The organism is Streptosporangium becharense (genome assembly GCF_014204985.1).
Lineage (GTDB): Bacteria > Actinomycetota > Actinomycetes > Streptosporangiales > Streptosporangiaceae > Streptosporangium > Streptosporangium becharense.
This window is the reverse complement of the sequence record NZ_JACHMP010000001.1, coordinates 538,750-555,590: the sequence shown is the minus strand read 5'-3', so window position 1 is coordinate 555,590 and position 16,841 is coordinate 538,750. Positions and strand designations below refer to the sequence as shown.

The following is a 16,841-nucleotide window of genomic DNA, read 5'->3' as shown; positions in this document are numbered from 1 at the left end:
CGGTCGGTCGGTCGGGGTGAGCCGGGCAACGCTGATCTCTGTGACCCGGAGATATGTATTCTCACCGTATGGAACGCCGATCTCCGTTGATCACCCATATCTCCTGGGGCCGGACAGCAGCCGAGGGCCTCGGCGAAGGCAAGGACCTCAAGCTCCACCCCGGCGGCGGACGCCCCTGGGACTGGAACGAGACGGGGACGCGGCACGCTCCCGGCATCCAGCCCGCCGACGTTCAGGAACTGCTCGACCACGGCAGCCAGGTGATCGTTCTCTCCCGTGGAATGCAGATGGTGCTGCAGATCTGTCCCGAGACGCTGGATCTGCTGAAGGACAGAGGCGTCGAGGTCCACGTGGAGGAGACGACGGCCGCCGTCCGGCGCTACAACGCCCTCGCGGAGACCGTCGCCGTGGGTGGTTTGTTCCACTCCACATGCTGATCGGACGCGTGACGTCCCCCGCGTGACCTGAAGCATACGCGCGGCCGTCCCTCATCGCCTGCTGAGCGGCAGCCTCGTGGTGTCACAGGCCGAGGTCGGCGGGGTAGGTCAGCTCGGCGAGCAGCCGCTGGCCGGCGGTATTGGGATGGAAGTAGTCCCAGGTGCTCAGATGGGACAGCTCGAACGGATGGTTGAAGACGGCACCGCCGTCGTGGCGGCAGGCGACCTGCTCCACGCAGACCCTGGACAGCACCGCGTTGAAGTCGGCCACGCGCCGGTGCACCCGGTCGCGCCTGTCGGCGTCGGCCTGGTCGGTGGAACGCGGCCTGGCCAGCATCGACTGGCAGATGTTCAGGGTGGACCAGGCGGCGCGGGCGGCGGAACTGTCCTTGCCGGCCTCCCACAGCCGCTCGATGTCGGGGATGCTCGAGACGAAGATCGATGCGCCGGGGAGCCCGGTGGTGAGCGTCCGCATCGCCGTACGGAACCCGGCCTCGAAGTCGGCCACCGTGGTCATGCCCGCCTCCGACGAGGCGCAGGCGTCGTTGGCCCCCACCAGGATCGTGACGTAGTCGACCCCCTGCGAGACGGCTTTGCGTGCCTGCTCGGGCAGGTCGGCGACCTTGGCGCCCGACTTGCCGTCGTTGTGGGCGACGAGGGACGGGTTCACCCCCCGGGTGCGCAGGTAGTGGCTGTTCACGGTCGGGCTGGACCCGGTGGACCACGACCTGGACGGACAGTCGAGGTAGAAGCCGCAGGCGTTGAATCCGCGGGTGATGGAGTCGCCCATCGAGGCCATGGAGCCGGGGACCGGCGGGGCGTCCGCCACGGCCGTCGCCGGGACGGACGTGAGGGTCGCTGCCGCGAGGAGGGTGAGGATGCGGCGGGGGGTGGTCAAACGGGCCTCCTGAGGTTCTCCCCGGATCAGCTCTGTCGCTCAGAATGTTGGCCCACTTCACTGCCTTTACAAGGCTCCATTGCAATTCATTGACTTCCCGGTGGCATTCGCGGTCCCGGGCCGGGACGGCTCGGCGGGCCGCCGGGCAGGGGCGTGGGCGGCTCACACGCCCTGCGACTCCAGGTCCAGCAGGCGTGCCAGCCGGCTGCCCGGCTCGGCGGTCAGCGCGGCGAAGGTGCCCTGGTCGACGACCCTGCCCTCCTCCAGCAGCACGATGTGGTCGGCGCGGCGGATCGTGGCCGGGCGGTGGGCGACGACCAGCGTGACCCGGTTCTCGGCCGCCGCCGCCAGGGCCTGGGCGAGGCGGGCCTCGTTCTCGGAGTCGAGGTTGGCCACGGCCTCGTCGAGGACGAGCACGGGCGGGTCGCAGGCCAGTGCCCTGGCGACGGCCACCCGGGCCCGCTGCCCGCCGGAGAGGGTGACGCCGCGTTCGCCGACGGGCGTGGCGGGGTCGACGGTGAGCTGCGCGGCGGCCAGGGCCGGGGAGACATCGGCCGCGGGGGCGCCGAGCCGCACGTTCTCCTCGACGGTGCCGGCGAACAGGTGCACGTCCTGGGGGACTACGCCGACGTGGGCGGGTAGGTCGGCGATCCGGTCCAGGGGGGTGCCGCCGAGCAGGATGCGGCCCCCGTCGGGGTCCCAGTAGCGCAGCAGCAGGGAGACACAGGTGGACTTGCCCGCCCCGGACGGGCCGACGAGGGCGACCGTCTGCCCCGGGGAGACAGTGAAGGACACTCCGCGCAGGACCTCGGGGCCGTCGGGGGTGTAGCGGAAACGCACGTCGTCGAAGACCACGGTGAAGGGTGCGGCCGGAGGCAGCGGGTCGTCCGGTTCCTTGACGGTGGCGGGGGCGGTGACGAGGGTGTGCACGCGGTCGGTCGCCGCCCGCAGTGTGCCGTACTCCTTGAGCAGCAGGGTCACCTGGGTGGCGGGACCGAGGGATCCGGCCGCGAGGACCATCGCCAGCGGGGCGAGGGCCGGCGCCAGGTCGCCGGAGCGCACCAGCAGCGCCACAAGCAGGAGCGTGCCCGCCGCCGCGACCGCGACGAGCATGTCGATCAGGGCGGCCTCCAGCCCGCCCCGGGCGGCGCTCGCGGCCTGCGCGCGGGCCAGGGCACGCGTGCGGCCGGCCAGCAGCCGCCTGCGCCGGTCGAGCGCGCCGAAGGCGGTCAGCTCCCGTAGCCCTTGGACGGTGTCCACGATGTCGGAGGCGAGTTCGGCGGTGGCGGCGCGCATCTCGTAGCCGTGACGACGCGATCGGCGGTGCAGCCACAGCGGCAGCGTCAGCACGCACAGCGCGACGGGCAGCGAGACGGCGAGCAGCCACGGGCTGATCATGGCCGCCGCGACGGTGCCGGTGACCAGCACCGCCGCGGTGGTGAGGAGCTGGGCCAAGGTATGGGCGAAGAGCCACTCCAGCGTCTCGACGTCCGACAGTGCGGCGGTCGACAGGTCACCGGTGCGCCGCCCGAGCATCCTGGCGGGGGCGATCCTGGCGATGGCGTCGTAGACCTGCCCGCGCAGCCTGGCCAGGACGAGATAGGCCAGGTCGTGCGAGACGTAGGCCTCCCACCAGGTCGCCAGCGTCACCACGAGTACGAGCAGCGCGAGCGCGGCGGCGAGCGGGCCGAGCGGGGTGGACTGGCCCGTGGCGACGCGGCCGAGCAGCCACGCGGCGCCGGCGACGGCGGCCAGGGTGGCGACCTGGCCGATCAGGTTGGCGGCGAGGGTCGAGAGGAAGGCGCGGCGATGGCCGCCGACGGCTCCGGCGAGCCAGCGCATCGGGGAGCGGGTCACGCGGAGACCTCCTGGGCGGCGAGCAGACGGTGGTAGTGGCCGCGGGAGGCGGCCAGCGCGGCGGGGACGCCGCTCTCGGTCACGGCGCCGTCGTCCAGGACGACGATGCGGTCGGCGTCCCCGACGGTGGACAGGCGGTGGGCGATCAGCAGGCAGGTCCGGCCGCGCCGCAGCTCCGACAGGGCCTGCTCGGTCTGGCCGTCCACGTGGGAGGTGGCCTCGTCCAGCAGCAGCACGGGCGCGTCCGCCAGCAGGGCGCGGGCGATGGCCAGGCGCTGGCGTTGTCCTCCGGACAGGGTGGCGCCGCGCTCGCCCAGCGGGGTGGCGTACCCCTGGGGGAGCGCGGTGACGAAGGCGTGGGCGCAGGCCGCCCGCGCCGCGCGCTCCAGGTCGGCGTCGGAGGCGTCCGGGCGGGCCAGCCGCAGGTTGTCCGCCACGGTGCCGTGGAACAGGTAGGTGTCCTGTGCGACGACGGCGATCCCGGAGCGCAGTGTGGCCGCAGTGAACTCGCCCAGCGGCCGGCCGCCGATGGTGACGACGCCCTCGTCGGGGTCGAAGAGCCGCTGCAGCAGGGCCGCCAGCGTGGACTTGCCCGCTCCCGAGGGGCCGACCAGGGCGACGGTCTCCCCCTCCCGGACGGTGAAGGTGACGTTCCGGACGGCAGGTCGCCGCCCGCCGGGGTAGGTGAAGGTGACGCCCCGGAAGGTGATCTCCGGGTGGGCGGGGAAGGCGGTCACCGTGCCCGTGTCGTCCACCGCGGGCTTGGCCGACAGCAGCTCCTCCAGGCCGTCCACGGCGGTGACGCCCAGGTATCCGGCATGCCAGGCCGCCGACAGGTCGCGCACCGGGCGGAAGCACTCGACGGTGACCGTCAGCACCGCGAAGACGCTCCAGGCGTCCCCGGCCCCGGCCGAGGCCGCGGCCAGGACGGCGCCCGCGGTGCCCGCCTGGATGAGGAAGGTGCTGACGCCCGTCTCCACCAGGGAAATCCTGAGCTGGCTCATGGTGGTGAGATACAGCTCGTGGGCGCGGGCGGCCAGTTTCGTGCCCAGCCGCCCGGCCGCGCCGAAGGCGCGCAGCGTGGCCATGCCCTGCATGGCCTCCAAGTAGTCGGAGGCCAGGTCGGCGAAGGCCGTCCACCTGGCCCGGCCCCGGCGCAGCAGGGAGGCGTCCCACAGGCGCGGGACGACCAGCACCGCGCCGACCGCCGCCGCGAGCACGCCGGCAGCCGCGCTGTTCACCGTGAACAGCCATCCGACGAGGGTGACGGGCACACAGAAGGTGATGACGACCTGGGGGAGATACCGGCTGAAGTAGGCGTCCAGCCCTTCGACGCCGTCGACCAACGTGGTCTGCACGCGTCCCGTGCGGGCCCCGGTGAGGTAGGCCGGGCCGAGCCGGCCCAGCTGTTCCACCAGGCGGTCGCGCAGTCGGGCCCTGATCAGCGCGCCGGCCCAGGCGGCGACGGTCTGACGCGCCCACAGCAGGACGGCGCGCACGGCGACGACCGCGAACGCCCAGGCGAGCAGGGTCACGGCGGTGTCGTAGCGGCCCGCGGAGAGCTCCGTGAGCGTGGAGGCCAGCAGCAGGGCCTGGGTGACGTAGGAGGCCGAGACTGCGAGGCCCAGGGTGACGCAGGCGGCGACGGGCGCCCGCACGCTGCCCGCGAGCTGGAGGAGTCGCCGGTGGACGATCATGTGTTGTCCTTCCCGCCGCCGGCGGCGGCATCCGGGAGAGAGAAGACGTAGGCCCGGAAAAGTCTCAATCCCGACAAATCCCTATTTTTCACGCCAGCAACTTGGCGTGACACGACCGCAAATGGTAATCGTTCCCATAATGGTTTTCATCTCTAGGAGGTCTGATGAGCAGCACGGTGCTCTCCTTCCGGGCCGAGGCCGCGCTGGATCCGGGCCTGTCCGCCATGTCCACCGCTCTCCGGGCCGTGTACGCCATGTCCGCCGCTCCCGTCGGGGCGGGACGATGACGCGCGCGGGCATGGTGGCGCGCAGGGGCGTCGCCGCGGCGCTGCTGGTCATGCTGGCGGCCTGCGGGCAGCAGAACACGTCCCCGGCCGCCGCTCCGGCGAGCCTCCCGACCGGCGGAGCCGCCACCGCCACCCAGACCGCAGCCACCCCGGCGGCGGCGACCCCGGCCGCGGCCTCGCTCAGCGTCACCGATCCCGCCGGGAAGAAACTGACCCTGGACGAGGTACCCGAGCGGATCGTCTGCCTGACCGGCATCTGTGACGACATGCTCGTCGAGCTGGGCCTGACCCCCACCGCCACGACCACGCCCAAGCTGCTGACGCGGCCTGACTACCTCGGGGCCGCCGGCGCCGGGATCCCGGTGATCCCGGGAACCTTCGGCGGTGAGGACGTCGCCGCGATCGCGAAGGCCGAGCCCGACCTGGTCATCGGCCTGGCCGGGGTGCACGACCAGCTGCGGGCGGCGGTGGAGAAGTTCGCACCACTGTGGGTGGTGAAGGTGAAGAACCACGAGGACTCCATCGCCTACCTCCGCGCGCTCGCCGCGCTGACCGGGCGCGGGCAGCAGCAGGCCCAGGCCGAGGACCGCTTCCGCGGAAAGATCGCCCAAGGGCTGGCCGTCTCCCGGGAGAAGGGGCTGGACCGCGTGACCGCGCTGGCCATGTACGGCAGTTCCTCGGTGGGCGTCAACACCACCGACGACGTCCTGGGTGCCTTCCTGGACCAGTTCTTCGCCTACCCGTGGCCGAGCAAGGGCGGCGGCTTCGAGACCGCGCAGGCGTACAGCATCGAGGAGATCCTCGCCCGGGCACCGCAGGTGATCTTCGTGCAGTCGTTCGCCTTCGGCGGCGCCAAGCCGGTGACCGAGACCTACCGCGACAATCCGGTGTGGAAACGCATCCCCGCGGTCGCCGCCGGCAAGGTCTTCGAGGTGCAGCCCGAGCTGTGGGCCTCCGGGCGTGGCACCAGGGCGTTCGGCATCATCCTCGACGAGGCGATGGCGAAGGCGTCCGGGTGACGGACTCCCCGCAGCGGGGAGGCGGCCCGGCCGCGTCCCCGCACTCCGCCGTCGTGCCCCCCGCGAGCGGCGCACCCCCCGTAACCGGTACGACGACCGTACTCCCCACGACCACCGTGCCTCTTACGACTGCCGCACCCGCCGCGACCGGCGATGGCGCGGTGTCGCCGCGGGCACGCCGGACACCGGCCCTGGCCGCCCTGGCCGGTGTGCTGGCCGTCCTGGTGACGGCCGGACTGTGCCTGGGCACCCCGCTCATCGCGCCCCACCGCCTGCCCGCCGTGCTCGGTGACCCGGCGTCGCTGGAGTACGTCGTGCTCTGGGAGCTGCGCCTGCCCCGGCTGCTGATCGGGCTGCTCGGCGGGGCCGCCGTGGGCGTCGCCGGGCTCATGCTGCAGGAGTCGCTGCGCAACCCGCTCGCCGTGCCCGAACTGCTCGGGGTGTCGGCGGGCGCCGCGCTGGCGGTGGCGGCCTGCGTGGTGTGGGCGCTGCCGGTGCCCTTCGCCCTGCACCCGCTCGTCGGACTCGCCGGGGCGGTGCTCGGCGGCGCCGTGACGCTGGCCGTCGCGCGTACGGCCCGCAGTGCCCAGGGGGTGCTCCTGGTGGGGGCGGCGGTCTCGACCGCCGTCCAGGCGCTGATGCTGGCGGTGCTGGCCACGGCCGACCGGCTCCAGTACGACCTGCTCTTCCGCTACCTCGTCGGCAGCCTGAGCGGCCTGATGTGGGAACAGGCCGGCCACGCGCTTCCCTGGTTCGCCGTCGCTGTGCCCCTCGTGCTGGCCTGCGTGCCCGCGCTGGGCCTGCTGCGACTGGGCGACGAGGCGGCCGCCGCCCTCGGCGGCCGGGTCACCGCCGCCCGCCTGGGAGTGCTGGCCGTCGCCGCGCTGCTCGTCGGCTCCGTCGTGGGTCCGTGCGGCCCTGTCTCCTGGGTCGGTTTGATCGCCCCGTTGCTGGCCAGGCGGCTGCGGCCGTCCGGCGACGCCCGGGTGTGGCTGCCGTGGTCGGCGGCGCTCGGCGCGTCCGTGACCGCGGCGGCCGACCTGGCCGCCCGGCTCGCGCTCGCCCCGGTCGAGACACCGCTGGGCGCCTGGACCGCGTTCGCCGGCGTGCTCGCCGGAGCCCTCCTCTTCCGGGGCGGGAGGACGGCGTGACCGGCGCCGTGCGGAAACCGCTCATCCCGGTGGCGTTCGCCCTGGTGACGGTCCTGGCGGCCGTCGCGCATCTGCTGGCACCGGGGATCTCGCCGCGCACGCTCGTCGGGGTGCTGGACGCCGCCCCGCAGGGGCTGCAGGAGCGGATCGTCTGGGAGCTCGGCCTGCCGCGCCTGCTGACCGCCCTGCTCACCGGTGCGGGGCTGGGCGTGGCCGGATTCCTGTTGCAGGCCTCGCTGCGCAACCCGCTGGCGGCTCCCGAGTTCACCGGGGTCAACCCGGGCGCGGTCCTCGGCCTCCTCGCCGGGATGACGCTCGGTCTCTTCCCCGCCGACTCCGTGACCGGCGCGCTGGCCGCCGCCCTGCTGGGCGGGGCCGCCGGGGGAGCGCTCAGCTGGACCTTCACCGCCCGCGGCGGTGCGGATCGGCTCGTCGTGGGAGGCCTGCTGTGCTCGGCGGTGCTCGCCGGGCTCACCACCATGCTGCTGGCCTACCGGCCCGACCGTTTCGGCAACGCGCTGCGCTGGCTGATCGGGTCGGCAGAGGGCCGGGTGTGGGACCATCTGGGTTTCGTCGGCTGGTGGATCCCCGTCTGGATCGCGCTGATGTGGGGCTGCTCGGCGGTGTTCGCCGTGCTGGCCGGCGGGGACGACCACGCCAACGCGCTCGGTGTGCCTCCGCACGCCGCACGTGCACTGGCGCTCGCCGGGGCGGTCGCGCTGACGGCGGGCGCGGCCAGCCTGGCGGGCGCGGTCGCCTTCGTCGGCCTCGTCGCACCGCACGCCGCCCGATGGCTGGCCCGGGGCGGGCCGCGTGCGGGCGTCCCCGCCGCCGCGCTGGCCGGGGCCGTCGTCCTGGTCGCCGCGGACGCGCTCGCCCAACTGCTCACCCGGCTCGTCTCCGGCGGCGCGCTGGCCCAGCGTCTCGGCGTGCCGACCGGGGTGGTCACCGCGCTGACCGGCGCCGCCGTCCTGATCGCCCTCGCCAGGAAAGAGAGGACCGCATGACCGTCCAGGTACGTGACCTGACCTTCTCCTACGGCCGCGAACCGGTGCTGTCCGGTGTCGACCTGACCGTCGCCTCCGGCGAATTCGTCGCCCTCCTCGGTGTGAACGGCTGCGGCAAGAGCACCCTGCTCAAGCTGATCGCCGGACTGCTGACCCCCACGGAGGGAGTCGTCCTGCTCGACGGCATCCCGCTGAGCGGACTCTCGCGCCGGCAGATCGCCCGCCGGGTGGCCGTGCTGCACCAGAGTCTGCCTCCAGTGCCGGGGCTGACCGTGGAACAGCTCGTGCGACAGGGCCGTTATCCCGCCCGGGGCCCTCTCGGCATGCTCTGGGAACCCGACGCCGATCACCACACCGAGGAGGCCCTCGACCTGGCCGGGGTGACCCACCTGGCGGGCCGGGTGCTGGACACCCTGTCGGGTGGTGAGCGGCAGCGCGTCCGGCTGGCCCTGGCCGTGGCCCAGCGGGCCCCCGTCCTGCTCCTGGACGAACCCACCGCCCACCTCGACATCCGTCACCAGCTGGAGGTCCTCACCGTCGTACGTGAACTGCGAGCCGCGCGCGGCCTGACCGTCATCGCGGTCCTGCACGAGATCGATCACGCGGCCCGCTTCGCCGAGCGCATCGTGGCGCTGCGCGGAGGAAGAGTCCACGCCGACGGCCCGCCGGACCGGGTGGTCACCCCCAGACTGCTCGCGGAGGTGTTCGGCGTGGCCGGCAGAGTCGTCATGGACGAGCTGCACCGCAGTCCGCGCTGCCTGCCCGACCACCCCGTCGCCACGCCCGTCGCCGCGTCCGGTGGCGCGTGACGGGCGGTGGAACGTCACCCGGGACGCGTGACCCGGACGACACCGGGGACCGTGCGGGCGATCAGGCCGGCGATCCGGTCGTGCTCCTCCGTCTCACCGGTGGTCGCGCGGATCTCCGCGATGCCGTCACGGACGACGACGTCCCAGCGGGGGCCGGAGGGGAACTGCTCGCGCAGCGCGGCGATCACGTCGGAACGCAGGTCCTCGTCCGGGCGGGCCAGTGCGGCGATCAGATCCCGGCGGCTGATCATGCCCACGACGTGGTCGCCCGCCACCACGGGCAGGCTCTTGATCCGCTTGCTCACCAGCAGGTCGGTGAGTGTGGCCGCGTCGGTGGTCTCGGTGACGGTGACGACCTGCCGGGTCATGACGTCCTCGACCCGGTGGGCGGAGGAAGCCGGCCGGCTGGGGAGGGGACGCATGCTCGCGCGGGGGTCCGGGTCGAACTCGCCGCGCAGCAGATCCATCTCGCTGACGATCCCGACCAACCGGCCGGTGTCGTCCAGGACCGGCACCGCGGTGATGTCGTGCTCGTGCAGAACCCTGATCACCCGCCGCACCGTGTCGCCGGGGTGCACGGTGACCACCGGGTGTGTCATGACCTCTCTGACCAGCATGGTTACCGTGCCCTCCAGGCCGGGGTGTCGTCGACGTCCCACTCCAGTTCGTCGATCACGTCGACGACCCCGTCCACCCGGCGGGTCATCAGCACGGCGAGCTGGGCGTCGCCGCGCCGGTGCATGCGCCCGGTGAGCGTGACGATTCCCTGCGAGACGGTGGCGGTGGCGTCGTTGGGCTCGGCCCACAAGGAATGGCCGAGGATGTCCTCGCGCACCTCCTCGGCGATGTCGGCGTCGCCGCGGACGAAGACCTTCAGCAGGTCATGGCGGCTGACGATGCCCTGGAGCACCCCGTCGCGGTCGACCACGGGCAGCCGCTTGACCCCGTGCTCCTCCATCAACCTCGTCGCGGTCACGATCGAGGCGTAGGGCTGGACCGTGACCGCCGGGGCGGTCATCAGCTCCGCGGCGACGTCGCCCCGGGCCTTGTCGCGGCCGTGGTCGCCCTCCCGGGCGAGGTGGTGGCGCATCCGGGCGCGCAACGGCGGCTGGTACCCCTCGTGGTAGTAGCGTTCCTTGAACTCCTCCTTGTGCAGCAGGTCCGCCTCGGAGACGACGCCGATGACGTGCCCCTCACCGTCGACGACGGGGACCGCGCTCACCCCGTGGGCGATGAGCACCTCGGCGACGTCCTTGAACGGGGTGCTGCCGTTGACCGAGGCCACCTGCCTGGTCATGACGTCCTTGACCTTCACCTGCATCACTGAACCCCTCTCACCCGGGCCCGATCCGGCGGGACGGGCCCGCGGGCCGCCGGCCTCCCACGGGCGTGGTCCCGGCGGGGCGGGCCGCCGCCTGCCGTTCACCGGGTTCCCTTACCCCATCTCACCGCCGTCGGACGTCCCGCGGTACAGCCGGAGGTCCCGCGCACCGGGGTCTTTCGGCAGGCGGCGGGTTGACGCCCGACCTCAGTGCCATCGGGAATGACCGTCCAGGACCTCGCCTTGCGGACACCGAGCACGGTCGCGGCTCTGCCGGGGAACAGCGGCACCGGCCCGCCCGGTACGCCCGTCGCAGCTCCGGCCGCCGGAACCTGAAGATCACACTGTGTACCCGGCTCGGCTACGGGCAGACAAGCCATGCACCTCAACGGCCCCCGGTGGCCGGTGCGCAGACCGAGTGTGTGCGCGGGAAAGTCCCGTGGACCTGCCCGCGGCCAGGTCTGGCGGTGTCTAGGAGCATGGAAAGGAAACGTCATGTCCGACAACCGATCCATCACCCGCAGGCTCGCTCTGACCGCCACAGCGGGAGCCGGTGCCCTCGCGCTGCTCACCGCCTGCGGAAACAGCGACGGCACCGTGACCAAGCTCGCCGGCATGGCCGATGCCCCGGTTGCCTCCCCGACCCGGCAGCCGGGTGCGTCCTTCAACGAAGCGGACGTGATGTTCGCCCAGATGATGATCGAACACCACCGGCAGGCCGTGGAGATGGCCGACCTGGCCGAGACGCGCGCCACGAACCCCGAGGTCAAGCAACTGGCCGGCAAGATCAAGGAGGCTCAGCAGCCGGAGATCGACACCATGACGGGCTGGTTGTCAGAGTGGGGCGTGCCCGGGACGCCCGCACCGGCCGAGACGCCCTCGGAGGGGATGGGGGGCCATGGCATGCCCGGAATGATGAGCCCCGAGGACATGCGGAAGCTGGAGGCGGCCGAGGGGGCGGAGTTCGACCGCCTGTTCCTGCGGATGATGATCGACCACCACGAGGGGGCGATCAAGATGGCCAGGATCGAGCAGGAGCGGGGAACCAGTCCGGAGGCCGAGGAACTGGCCAAGATCATCGAGACTACCCAGCAGGCGGAGATCGAGCAGATGAGGAAGCTGCTCGACCGAATGTGATCCGTACTTCGGCGCGAAGCCGTGATCACGGCGCGTCTTCACCGCTGCGGGCAGTGCAGGAAGGCCGGCTGAATCCCGTACCCATCCGGGACCGGATACGTTCCATGATCGTAATTGCCGGCTCGCCGGGTCCGGGCATGGCGTGCCCGCCCCTCCAGCTGACCCCAAAAGTACTACTGGCGATAGTAGGAAGTGGGTCCTGGGTGGTACCGGAGCTGTCCGGCGCATATCAGGGTGGGCCTCTGACGTGAACGAATGGGCGGTTCGTGCCCCCGTTCCGGCGTGGAACCGGCCGCCCGTCGACGACGTCGCGGGTCCCTCTGGGAATATGAACCCCCTGGGGGTATGTTAAGCTCACAATGAGATACCCCATAGGGGTACATGTGAGAGGAGAACCTCATGTGCACGGCATGCTCATGCGGCACCGCGGACGCCGTCACCGCCCCCCAGGCCGAGGCGGTGGCCCGAGCCGCCGACGCGAACGTCTACACGGTCGGCGGGATGACCTGCGGGCACTGCGTCTCGTCGGTCTCCGCCGAGATCGGCAAGGTCGGCGGTGTCACCGGGGTCTCGGTCGACCTGCCCACCGGCGTCGTCACCGTCCGTGGCACGGGCTTCTCCACCGAGGAGATCCGCCAGGCCGTCGACCGGGCCGGTTACGTCCTGGCCGACGCCTCGCCCACCGACGCCTCGCCCGCCGGCGCCTCGTAGGGATCTCGCCCGGAGAACCGACGGTGGGCGTGCACTGGCGTGCGCGCCCACCCGCGGGGCCGGTCCGGCTTCGACGCTTGCTGTCGGAACTGCGAGGTACCGATCGGGTGTCTCGGCCTGATCCGGCGCGGAGGTCATTCCGATCGTGGGCCCGCGCCATGCGGCCGCTCGCCACCGTGGAGCCTCTCCGTATTTTCTACGACTATCCATCGTAAGATGCTGGGAGGAAGTGGCCGGGTCGTACGCGGGCGAGGGGGAAGATGAACGGTTCATCCCGCCGGTCCGCCCTGCAGGTGTCACGCTGGCTTCTCATCGCTCTGATCCTCGGCATCGCCGGGATGCACACACTGGGGCACCTGAGCCACGAACGGGGACACGGCGGCCTGGCCGCCGTCTCCGGGCATGCCTCACCTGATGATCACAAAATCCCGGAAGCCCGGCCTGTCTCCGCCCCCGTCCCGGAGACCGGCATCGAGCACCTGCTTCCCCTGCCCGGTGACCCCCTTCCCGTTCTGGATCCGACCTCCGTCTGCCTGGCGGTTCTGGCGTCGCTCCTGCTTCTCTTCCTCGGCGTGTGGTCGGCGTGGACGCGGCAGGTTCAGGACGCCCGAGCCGCCGACGCCTCACCGGTGCTGCTCGTCGCCCGCCCTCCCCCGCGAAGGACGGCGCTGCGCCTGGCCTCCCTGTCGGTTCTGCGGATATAGGCCGACCATCCGCGCGGACGGCATCTGAGATCCGTCCGCAGACGATCGGCATGCAGATACGACGAACCAGAAAGAGATCACCAGGTATGTTCGCCAACCGATCCGTTCTTCGCAGGCTCGCGCTGTCCGTCACGGCGGGAGCCGGTGCCCTCGCGCTGCTCACCGCCTGCGGCGGGGGCGATGATGCGATGACAGGCCATGCCGGCGTGTCCAGCAGTGTCCCCACGCCGACCGCGAGCCAGTCGCCGGGAGCCTCCTTCAACGACGCCGACGTCATGTTCGCGCAGATGATGATCCCGCATCATGAGCAGGCCGTGGAGATGGCCGAGCTGGCCGAGACGCGGGCCGCTGATGCGAAGGTGAAGGAGCTGGCGGCGAAGATCAAGGCCGCCCAAGACCCGGAGATCGCCACCATGACCGAGTGGCTGACCGCCTGGGGCCGGCCTGCGGTTCCGGAGGGAGGCCATGGCGGGCACGGCATGCCCGGCATGATGACCGAGGAGGACATGGTCAAGCTCCAGGCGGCCAAGGGGGCAGCGTTCGACAGGCTCTTCTGCCGGCTGATGATCGCTCACCACAAGGGGGCGATCGAGATGGCCGGGACCGAGCAGGCGCAAGGGGCCGACCCCAAGGCCAAGGAGCTCGCCAAGACCATCGAGACCGCCCAGCAGGCGGAGATCGAGCAGATGCAGGAGATCCTCGACCGGCTCTGATCCGGTAGGAAAGTCGGCGGTGTCCGAACCCGGTCCGCATCCGGACACCGCCGGCTTTCGACACCGTGGTTCACGCGCCGCGTTCGCCGAAACCCGCATCCTCTCCCGGCAGCCGCTCGGCGAGACCACCGATGACGCCGCGGAGACAAGGTCCCCGCGGCTTTCTCCCGCGCGAGTCGGCGCAGGCGCGGCTCCGGCCAGGCCTGTCGTGGCCCTCAGCTGCGGGCGGGGCGGTAGATGATGGAGAACCGGCGTCCCCGGCGGTCAGGGCGGGGTGATGCCGCCCGCACGGATGGGTCTGTTTGCGGGCGGGCAGGCCGGTCACCTGCTCGGGGTGGCGGCCGTCATCCGTGATCCCCGAGCGGATACACCCGCAGCGCGGCCTCCAACGCGACCGCCTCCTCGGGGGTCAGCCGCTCCAGGAAGTGCACCAGCGTGGCCGCCTGGTTGCCGCTGGAGGCGAGCGTGCTGCGCATCAGCTCCGCGGTGTAGGCCTCCTTGCTGGCCACCGTCTCGTAGATGTACGCCCGGCCGACCGCCTTCCTGCGGAGCAGGCCCTTCTTGTGAAGCTTGTCCATCACCGTCATGACGGTGGTATAGGCGATCTCCCGCTCACGGCGGAGGTCTTCGAGCACATCCCTGACCGACGTGGGCCGGCGGTACGACCACAGGCGCTCCATGACCGTGGACTCCAGCTCTCCCAGACCACGCATCGCATGAAACTCCCATCCACCGGTGAAATTTCAATTCTACCGACCGTCGTGGACATCGGGTCAGGTGTCGTTCCTGCCGTCGGCCGGCGAATGGCGAGCTCGTGATTCAGCCGGTCCTGATGTCATGGAATGCGCTTCCGAAAGAGTCGTTTCCATATACCCGAACCCCGTATGAGGTAGGCGGGATTGAGACAAGATGTGGGCCTGGAGGATTGCCGTGCCTGAGTCCACACCGCATTGGTCGCCTCGAGCGTGAGAAGAACCACGGACATGGCCGTCACGCGCACCCAGAGTATGCGAACCACGCGGATCAAGCGGACCACACGAGTCATGTGAACCACACAGGTCATGAATCGTCCGAGTTCGGTGGAGCCTCCACCCGCACCTGGGAGGATTCACTACTCACTCCCCGTCCTGGCCTCCTGCTGACCTGCACTGTGACGGTCGGGACCGGCCATCTGTCGGCCCTCGTCACAACGCGGCCCCGACGACTCGTACTCGTTCAAGTACCGAGGTATCGTCCCTGGTACTTTTGAGCCATGGTCAGAGGCCTGTCGGAGAAGTCACGCGCACGCCGCGAGGAGATGATCGGCGAGTTGCTCACCCTCTTCCTGGCCGAGGGTTTCGCCGCCTTCAGCGTCGAAGACCTGGCCAGGCGGCTGCGCTGCTCGAAGAGCACGCTGTACCTGGTCGCGCCGAGCAAGGAACAGATCGTGGTCACGGTCGTGCGCGCGTTCTTCAAGGGCGCCGCGGCCCGGATCGAGGCCCGGGTGGCCGTGCGCGACGCGGGGGAGCGGCTGGCCTCCTACCTGGAGGCGGTCGCCGGGGAGCTGCGACCGGCGTCTCCGGCGTTCTACGCCGACCTCGCCGCGTTCGCGCCGGCCAACGAGGTCTATCTGGACAACACCCGCATGGCGGCCGGGCGGGTGCGCGACCTGGTCGCCGAAGGGGTCGAGGCCGGGCGGCTACGCCCCGTCGACGCCTCGTTCGTGGGGGCCGCGGTGGGACAGGTGATGGCCGCCGTCCAGCGTGGCGAGATCAAGGCCGCGACCGGCCTGGACGACGCGGAGGCGTACCGGCGGCTCGCCGATCTCCTCATGACCGGCCTCACCGGCGACCGCGTCCACCGATAGGGCGACCCTCCTGGTCATCTGCAGACCGTCCGCCGGTGCCGGTCTCCAACGTCATGAGGAGCCCCGCGTTTTCCGGACGGCTTCATGAAGATTCGGGGCACCTCAGTCCCGAATACTCAGGCGGCAGCGGACGAAGTCCTGGAACCGGGGTTCCCCAGAGGTCGGATGTCCACCACACCGGGTCGACTCCGGCTGTGATCAAATTTTGAACATGGACAGGGGAGCCACGCAGAGGGTCTGCTCGGCGCCGTACTCCTCGAACGTGCTGACGGGGCGAAAGCCAAGGCGGGCGGCGAGTTTCAGCGATCGCTTGTTCGCGGTCTGGGTCACGAGCAAGACCGGCTGGTCGGGGAGTTCGTCAGCCGCAGCGCGCAACACGGCCGTCGCGGCCTCGAATGCGAACCCCACGCCCCATGCGCTGCGCCGCAGTACGTAGCCCAGTTCCAGTTCCCCGCCATCCTCGGTGACATGTCCGGGGGCCTCGGCCGACCGGCGGGCGAGCATCAACGTTCCGATAAATCGGTTCGTCGTGCTGTCCGCGATGACATAAGCGCCGGGCTTGGATGTCGCGTCGGCGATTGCTGCGTCGAAGCGCTGCTCGACGTCACTCCGAGGCCGGGGACCGCCGATGTACGCCTGAACCTCGGGATCGGTCGAAAGCTCGATGAACCCTTCACGGTCGGCATCGTGCAACGCTCTGCGAAGCAGGAGTCGCTCCGAAGAGATTTCCGCGGCGGACAGCGTGCGTGATGGGCCCATAGGCCCGAGATCATAGAACACGGGATCCTTGTCCGGGCTGCCGCTCCCGCCCGCCCCCGTGACGTCGATGCGCACCTGGCCGGCCTCCGGGACGTCGCCTACGCGGCCTACCGGTTCGTGCCTCTGACCGCCTCCCATCGCGGGGCCGGCCCCTTAGTCAAGGAGCAAGCATGGCTGCGTCTGTTCGCCGACGCCTGTCGCCTTCCCGCGCGCTTCGAGGACCGCGGCACCGGTCCGTGTCGTGCGTGCGTGCGTGTGGAAGCCGGTCATGGCCAACAACCACTGTCAGGTGTAAATATATGTATAAGTCCTATTATTAATATTTCGGCGTGATATTTATTCTATAAGTGGTCGATTGTCCGTTTATTGTCTGTCGTATTCTGGCGCGTCCGAAGTTACTTTGGGTCGCGCGGGGGAGCAGCGGGTGACCGGAAGGAAAGTGATCGTGAATGCCGGGAAGCGGAAACGCCCGCGCCTTGCTTCTCCCG

Annotated in this window: 18 protein-coding genes; 11 read left to right on the top strand and 7 right to left on the bottom strand. The window is 71.0% G+C overall.

All coding sequences use genetic code 11. The features are described from left to right. Positions 1 to 68 precede the first annotated feature (68 nt). Entirely contained in the window at positions 69 to 437 is a 369-nt protein-coding gene (locus F4562_RS02465) for an Mth938-like domain-containing protein (protein ID WP_184540604.1), read from the top strand. A gap of 82 nt (positions 438 to 519) precedes the next feature. On the opposite strand, the gene F4562_RS02460 is transcribed toward F4562_RS02465, so the two are convergent. From F4562_RS02460 to F4562_RS02450, 3 genes are all read right to left on the bottom strand, one after another. Continuing rightward, the gene (locus F4562_RS02460; protein WP_184540603.1) at positions 520 to 1,335 is read right to left on the bottom strand and encodes an SGNH/GDSL hydrolase family protein; all 816 of its coding nucleotides are present in this window, start codon (positions 1,333 to 1,335) and stop codon (positions 520 to 522) included. 162 nt (positions 1,336 to 1,497) lie between these two features. After that, on the bottom strand, positions 1,498 to 3,192 hold the full coding sequence (locus F4562_RS02455) for an ABC transporter ATP-binding protein (protein WP_184540602.1): 1,695 nt from the start codon (positions 3,190 to 3,192) through the stop codon (positions 1,498 to 1,500). Further along, entirely contained in the window at positions 3,189 to 4,889 is a 1,701-nt protein-coding gene (locus F4562_RS02450) for an ABC transporter ATP-binding protein/permease (protein WP_184540601.1), read from the bottom strand. The genes F4562_RS02455 and F4562_RS02450 overlap by 4 nt, the downstream gene beginning before the upstream one ends. A 164-nt stretch (positions 4,890 to 5,053) precedes the next feature. Between F4562_RS02450 and F4562_RS35630 the strand changes: the two genes are divergently transcribed. The 5 genes from F4562_RS35630 to F4562_RS02430 all read left to right on the top strand — a co-directional run bounded on the left by F4562_RS35630 (position 5,054) and on the right by F4562_RS02430 (position 9,162). Then, entirely contained in the window at positions 5,054 to 5,176 is a 123-nt protein-coding gene (locus F4562_RS35630) for a hypothetical protein (RefSeq protein WP_260315883.1), read from the top strand. After that, entirely contained in the window at positions 5,173 to 6,195 is a 1,023-nt protein-coding gene (locus tag F4562_RS02445) for an ABC transporter substrate-binding protein (protein WP_184540600.1), read from the top strand. Before F4562_RS35630 ends, F4562_RS02445 begins: the two co-directional genes overlap by 4 nt. A 116-nt stretch (positions 6,196 to 6,311) precedes the next feature. Then, positions 6,312 to 7,346 carry a FecCD family ABC transporter permease gene (locus tag F4562_RS02440; protein WP_221206608.1) on the top strand — a complete coding sequence of 345 codons (1,035 nt, stop codon included), beginning with the start codon at positions 6,312 to 6,314 and terminating at the stop codon, positions 7,344 to 7,346. Continuing rightward, a complete protein-coding gene (locus F4562_RS02435) occupies positions 7,343 to 8,353 on the top strand; it encodes a FecCD family ABC transporter permease (RefSeq protein WP_184540599.1) in 1,011 nt (336 codons plus the stop codon). Before F4562_RS02440 ends, F4562_RS02435 begins: the two co-directional genes overlap by 4 nt. Further along, complete coding sequence (locus F4562_RS02430; protein ID WP_184540598.1) at positions 8,350 to 9,162, top strand: ABC transporter ATP-binding protein; 813 nt, start codon at positions 8,350 to 8,352, stop codon at positions 9,160 to 9,162. Before F4562_RS02435 ends, F4562_RS02430 begins: the two co-directional genes overlap by 4 nt. Before the next feature lie 14 nt (positions 9,163 to 9,176). Here F4562_RS02430 and F4562_RS02425 read toward each other — a convergent pair whose 3' ends face one another. Both F4562_RS02425 and F4562_RS02420 read right to left on the bottom strand, forming a co-directional pair. Continuing rightward, the gene (locus F4562_RS02425; protein WP_184540597.1) at positions 9,177 to 9,779 is read right to left on the bottom strand and encodes a CBS domain-containing protein; all 603 of its coding nucleotides are present in this window, start codon (positions 9,777 to 9,779) and stop codon (positions 9,177 to 9,179) included. A 2-nt stretch (positions 9,780 to 9,781) separates the two neighbouring features. Then, complete coding sequence (locus F4562_RS02420) at positions 9,782 to 10,483, bottom strand: CBS domain-containing protein (protein ID WP_184540596.1); 702 nt, start codon at positions 10,481 to 10,483, stop codon at positions 9,782 to 9,784. A 495-nt stretch (positions 10,484 to 10,978) separates the two neighbouring features. Here F4562_RS02420 and F4562_RS02415 point away from each other — a divergent pair, with 495 nt between their 5' ends. From F4562_RS02415 to F4562_RS02400, 4 genes are all read left to right on the top strand, one after another. Next, positions 10,979 to 11,620, top strand: coding sequence for a DUF305 domain-containing protein (locus F4562_RS02415; protein ID WP_184540595.1), 642 nt, complete (start codon positions 10,979 to 10,981; stop codon positions 11,618 to 11,620). A 399-nt stretch (positions 11,621 to 12,019) separates the two neighbouring features. Then, positions 12,020 to 12,331: a heavy-metal-associated domain-containing protein gene (locus F4562_RS02410; RefSeq protein ID WP_184540594.1), complete on the top strand. Its 312-nt coding sequence runs from the start codon at positions 12,020 to 12,022 to the stop codon at positions 12,329 to 12,331. A 260-nt stretch (positions 12,332 to 12,591) separates the two neighbouring features. Then, entirely contained in the window at positions 12,592 to 13,035 is a 444-nt protein-coding gene (locus F4562_RS02405; RefSeq protein WP_184540593.1) for a hypothetical protein, read from the top strand. 86 nt (positions 13,036 to 13,121) lie between these two features. Beyond that, the gene (locus tag F4562_RS02400) at positions 13,122 to 13,748 is read left to right on the top strand and encodes a DUF305 domain-containing protein (protein ID WP_184540592.1); all 627 of its coding nucleotides are present in this window, start codon (positions 13,122 to 13,124) and stop codon (positions 13,746 to 13,748) included. A 344-nt stretch (positions 13,749 to 14,092) separates the two neighbouring features. Here F4562_RS02400 and F4562_RS02395 read toward each other — a convergent pair whose 3' ends face one another. Next, entirely contained in the window at positions 14,093 to 14,461 is a 369-nt protein-coding gene (locus tag F4562_RS02395; protein WP_184540591.1) for a BlaI/MecI/CopY family transcriptional regulator, read from the bottom strand. Positions 14,462 to 15,000: 539 nt separating this feature from the next. Here F4562_RS02395 and F4562_RS02390 point away from each other — a divergent pair. Beyond that, entirely contained in the window at positions 15,001 to 15,594 is a 594-nt protein-coding gene (locus F4562_RS02390) for a TetR/AcrR family transcriptional regulator (RefSeq protein ID WP_184540590.1), read from the top strand. Positions 15,595 to 15,792: 198 nt separating this feature from the next. On the opposite strand, the gene F4562_RS02385 is transcribed toward F4562_RS02390, so the two are convergent. Beyond that, positions 15,793 to 16,428 carry a GNAT family N-acetyltransferase gene (locus tag F4562_RS02385; RefSeq protein WP_221206606.1) on the bottom strand — a complete coding sequence of 212 codons (636 nt, stop codon included), beginning with the start codon at positions 16,426 to 16,428 and terminating at the stop codon, positions 15,793 to 15,795. Positions 16,429 to 16,841: the final 413 nt, after the last annotated feature.

What these genes read in the sequence shown, in the direction of transcription:
- F4562_RS02425 (WP_184540597.1), bottom strand. Translation starts at nt 9,779, where the DNA reads ATGCTGGTCAGAGAGGTCATGACACACCCGGTGGTCACCGTGCACCCC.
- F4562_RS02420 (WP_184540596.1), bottom strand. Translation starts at nt 10,483, where the DNA reads ATGCAGGTGAAGGTCAAGGACGTCATGACCAGGCAGGTGGCCTCGGTC.
- F4562_RS02450 (WP_184540601.1), bottom strand. Translation starts at nt 4,889, where the DNA reads ATGATCGTCCACCGGCGACTCCTCCAGCTCGCGGGCAGCGTGCGGGCG.
- F4562_RS02415 (WP_184540595.1), top strand. Translation starts at nt 10,979, where the DNA reads ATGTCCGACAACCGATCCATCACCCGCAGGCTCGCTCTGACCGCCACA.
- F4562_RS02405 (WP_184540593.1), top strand. Translation starts at nt 12,592, where the DNA reads ATGAACGGTTCATCCCGCCGGTCCGCCCTGCAGGTGTCACGCTGGCTT.
- F4562_RS35630 (WP_260315883.1), top strand. Translation starts at nt 5,054, where the DNA reads ATGAGCAGCACGGTGCTCTCCTTCCGGGCCGAGGCCGCGCTGGATCCG.
- F4562_RS02410 (WP_184540594.1), top strand. Translation starts at nt 12,020, where the DNA reads ATGTGCACGGCATGCTCATGCGGCACCGCGGACGCCGTCACCGCCCCC.
- F4562_RS02390 (WP_184540590.1), top strand. Translation starts at nt 15,001, where the DNA reads ATGGTCAGAGGCCTGTCGGAGAAGTCACGCGCACGCCGCGAGGAGATG.
- F4562_RS02430 (WP_184540598.1), top strand. Translation starts at nt 8,350, where the DNA reads ATGACCGTCCAGGTACGTGACCTGACCTTCTCCTACGGCCGCGAACCG.
- F4562_RS02465 (WP_184540604.1), top strand. Translation starts at nt 69, where the DNA reads ATGGAACGCCGATCTCCGTTGATCACCCATATCTCCTGGGGCCGGACA.
- F4562_RS02400 (WP_184540592.1), top strand. Translation starts at nt 13,122, where the DNA reads ATGTTCGCCAACCGATCCGTTCTTCGCAGGCTCGCGCTGTCCGTCACG.
- F4562_RS02445 (WP_184540600.1), top strand. Translation starts at nt 5,173, where the DNA reads ATGACGCGCGCGGGCATGGTGGCGCGCAGGGGCGTCGCCGCGGCGCTG.
- F4562_RS02395 (WP_184540591.1), bottom strand. Translation starts at nt 14,461, where the DNA reads ATGCGTGGTCTGGGAGAGCTGGAGTCCACGGTCATGGAGCGCCTGTGG.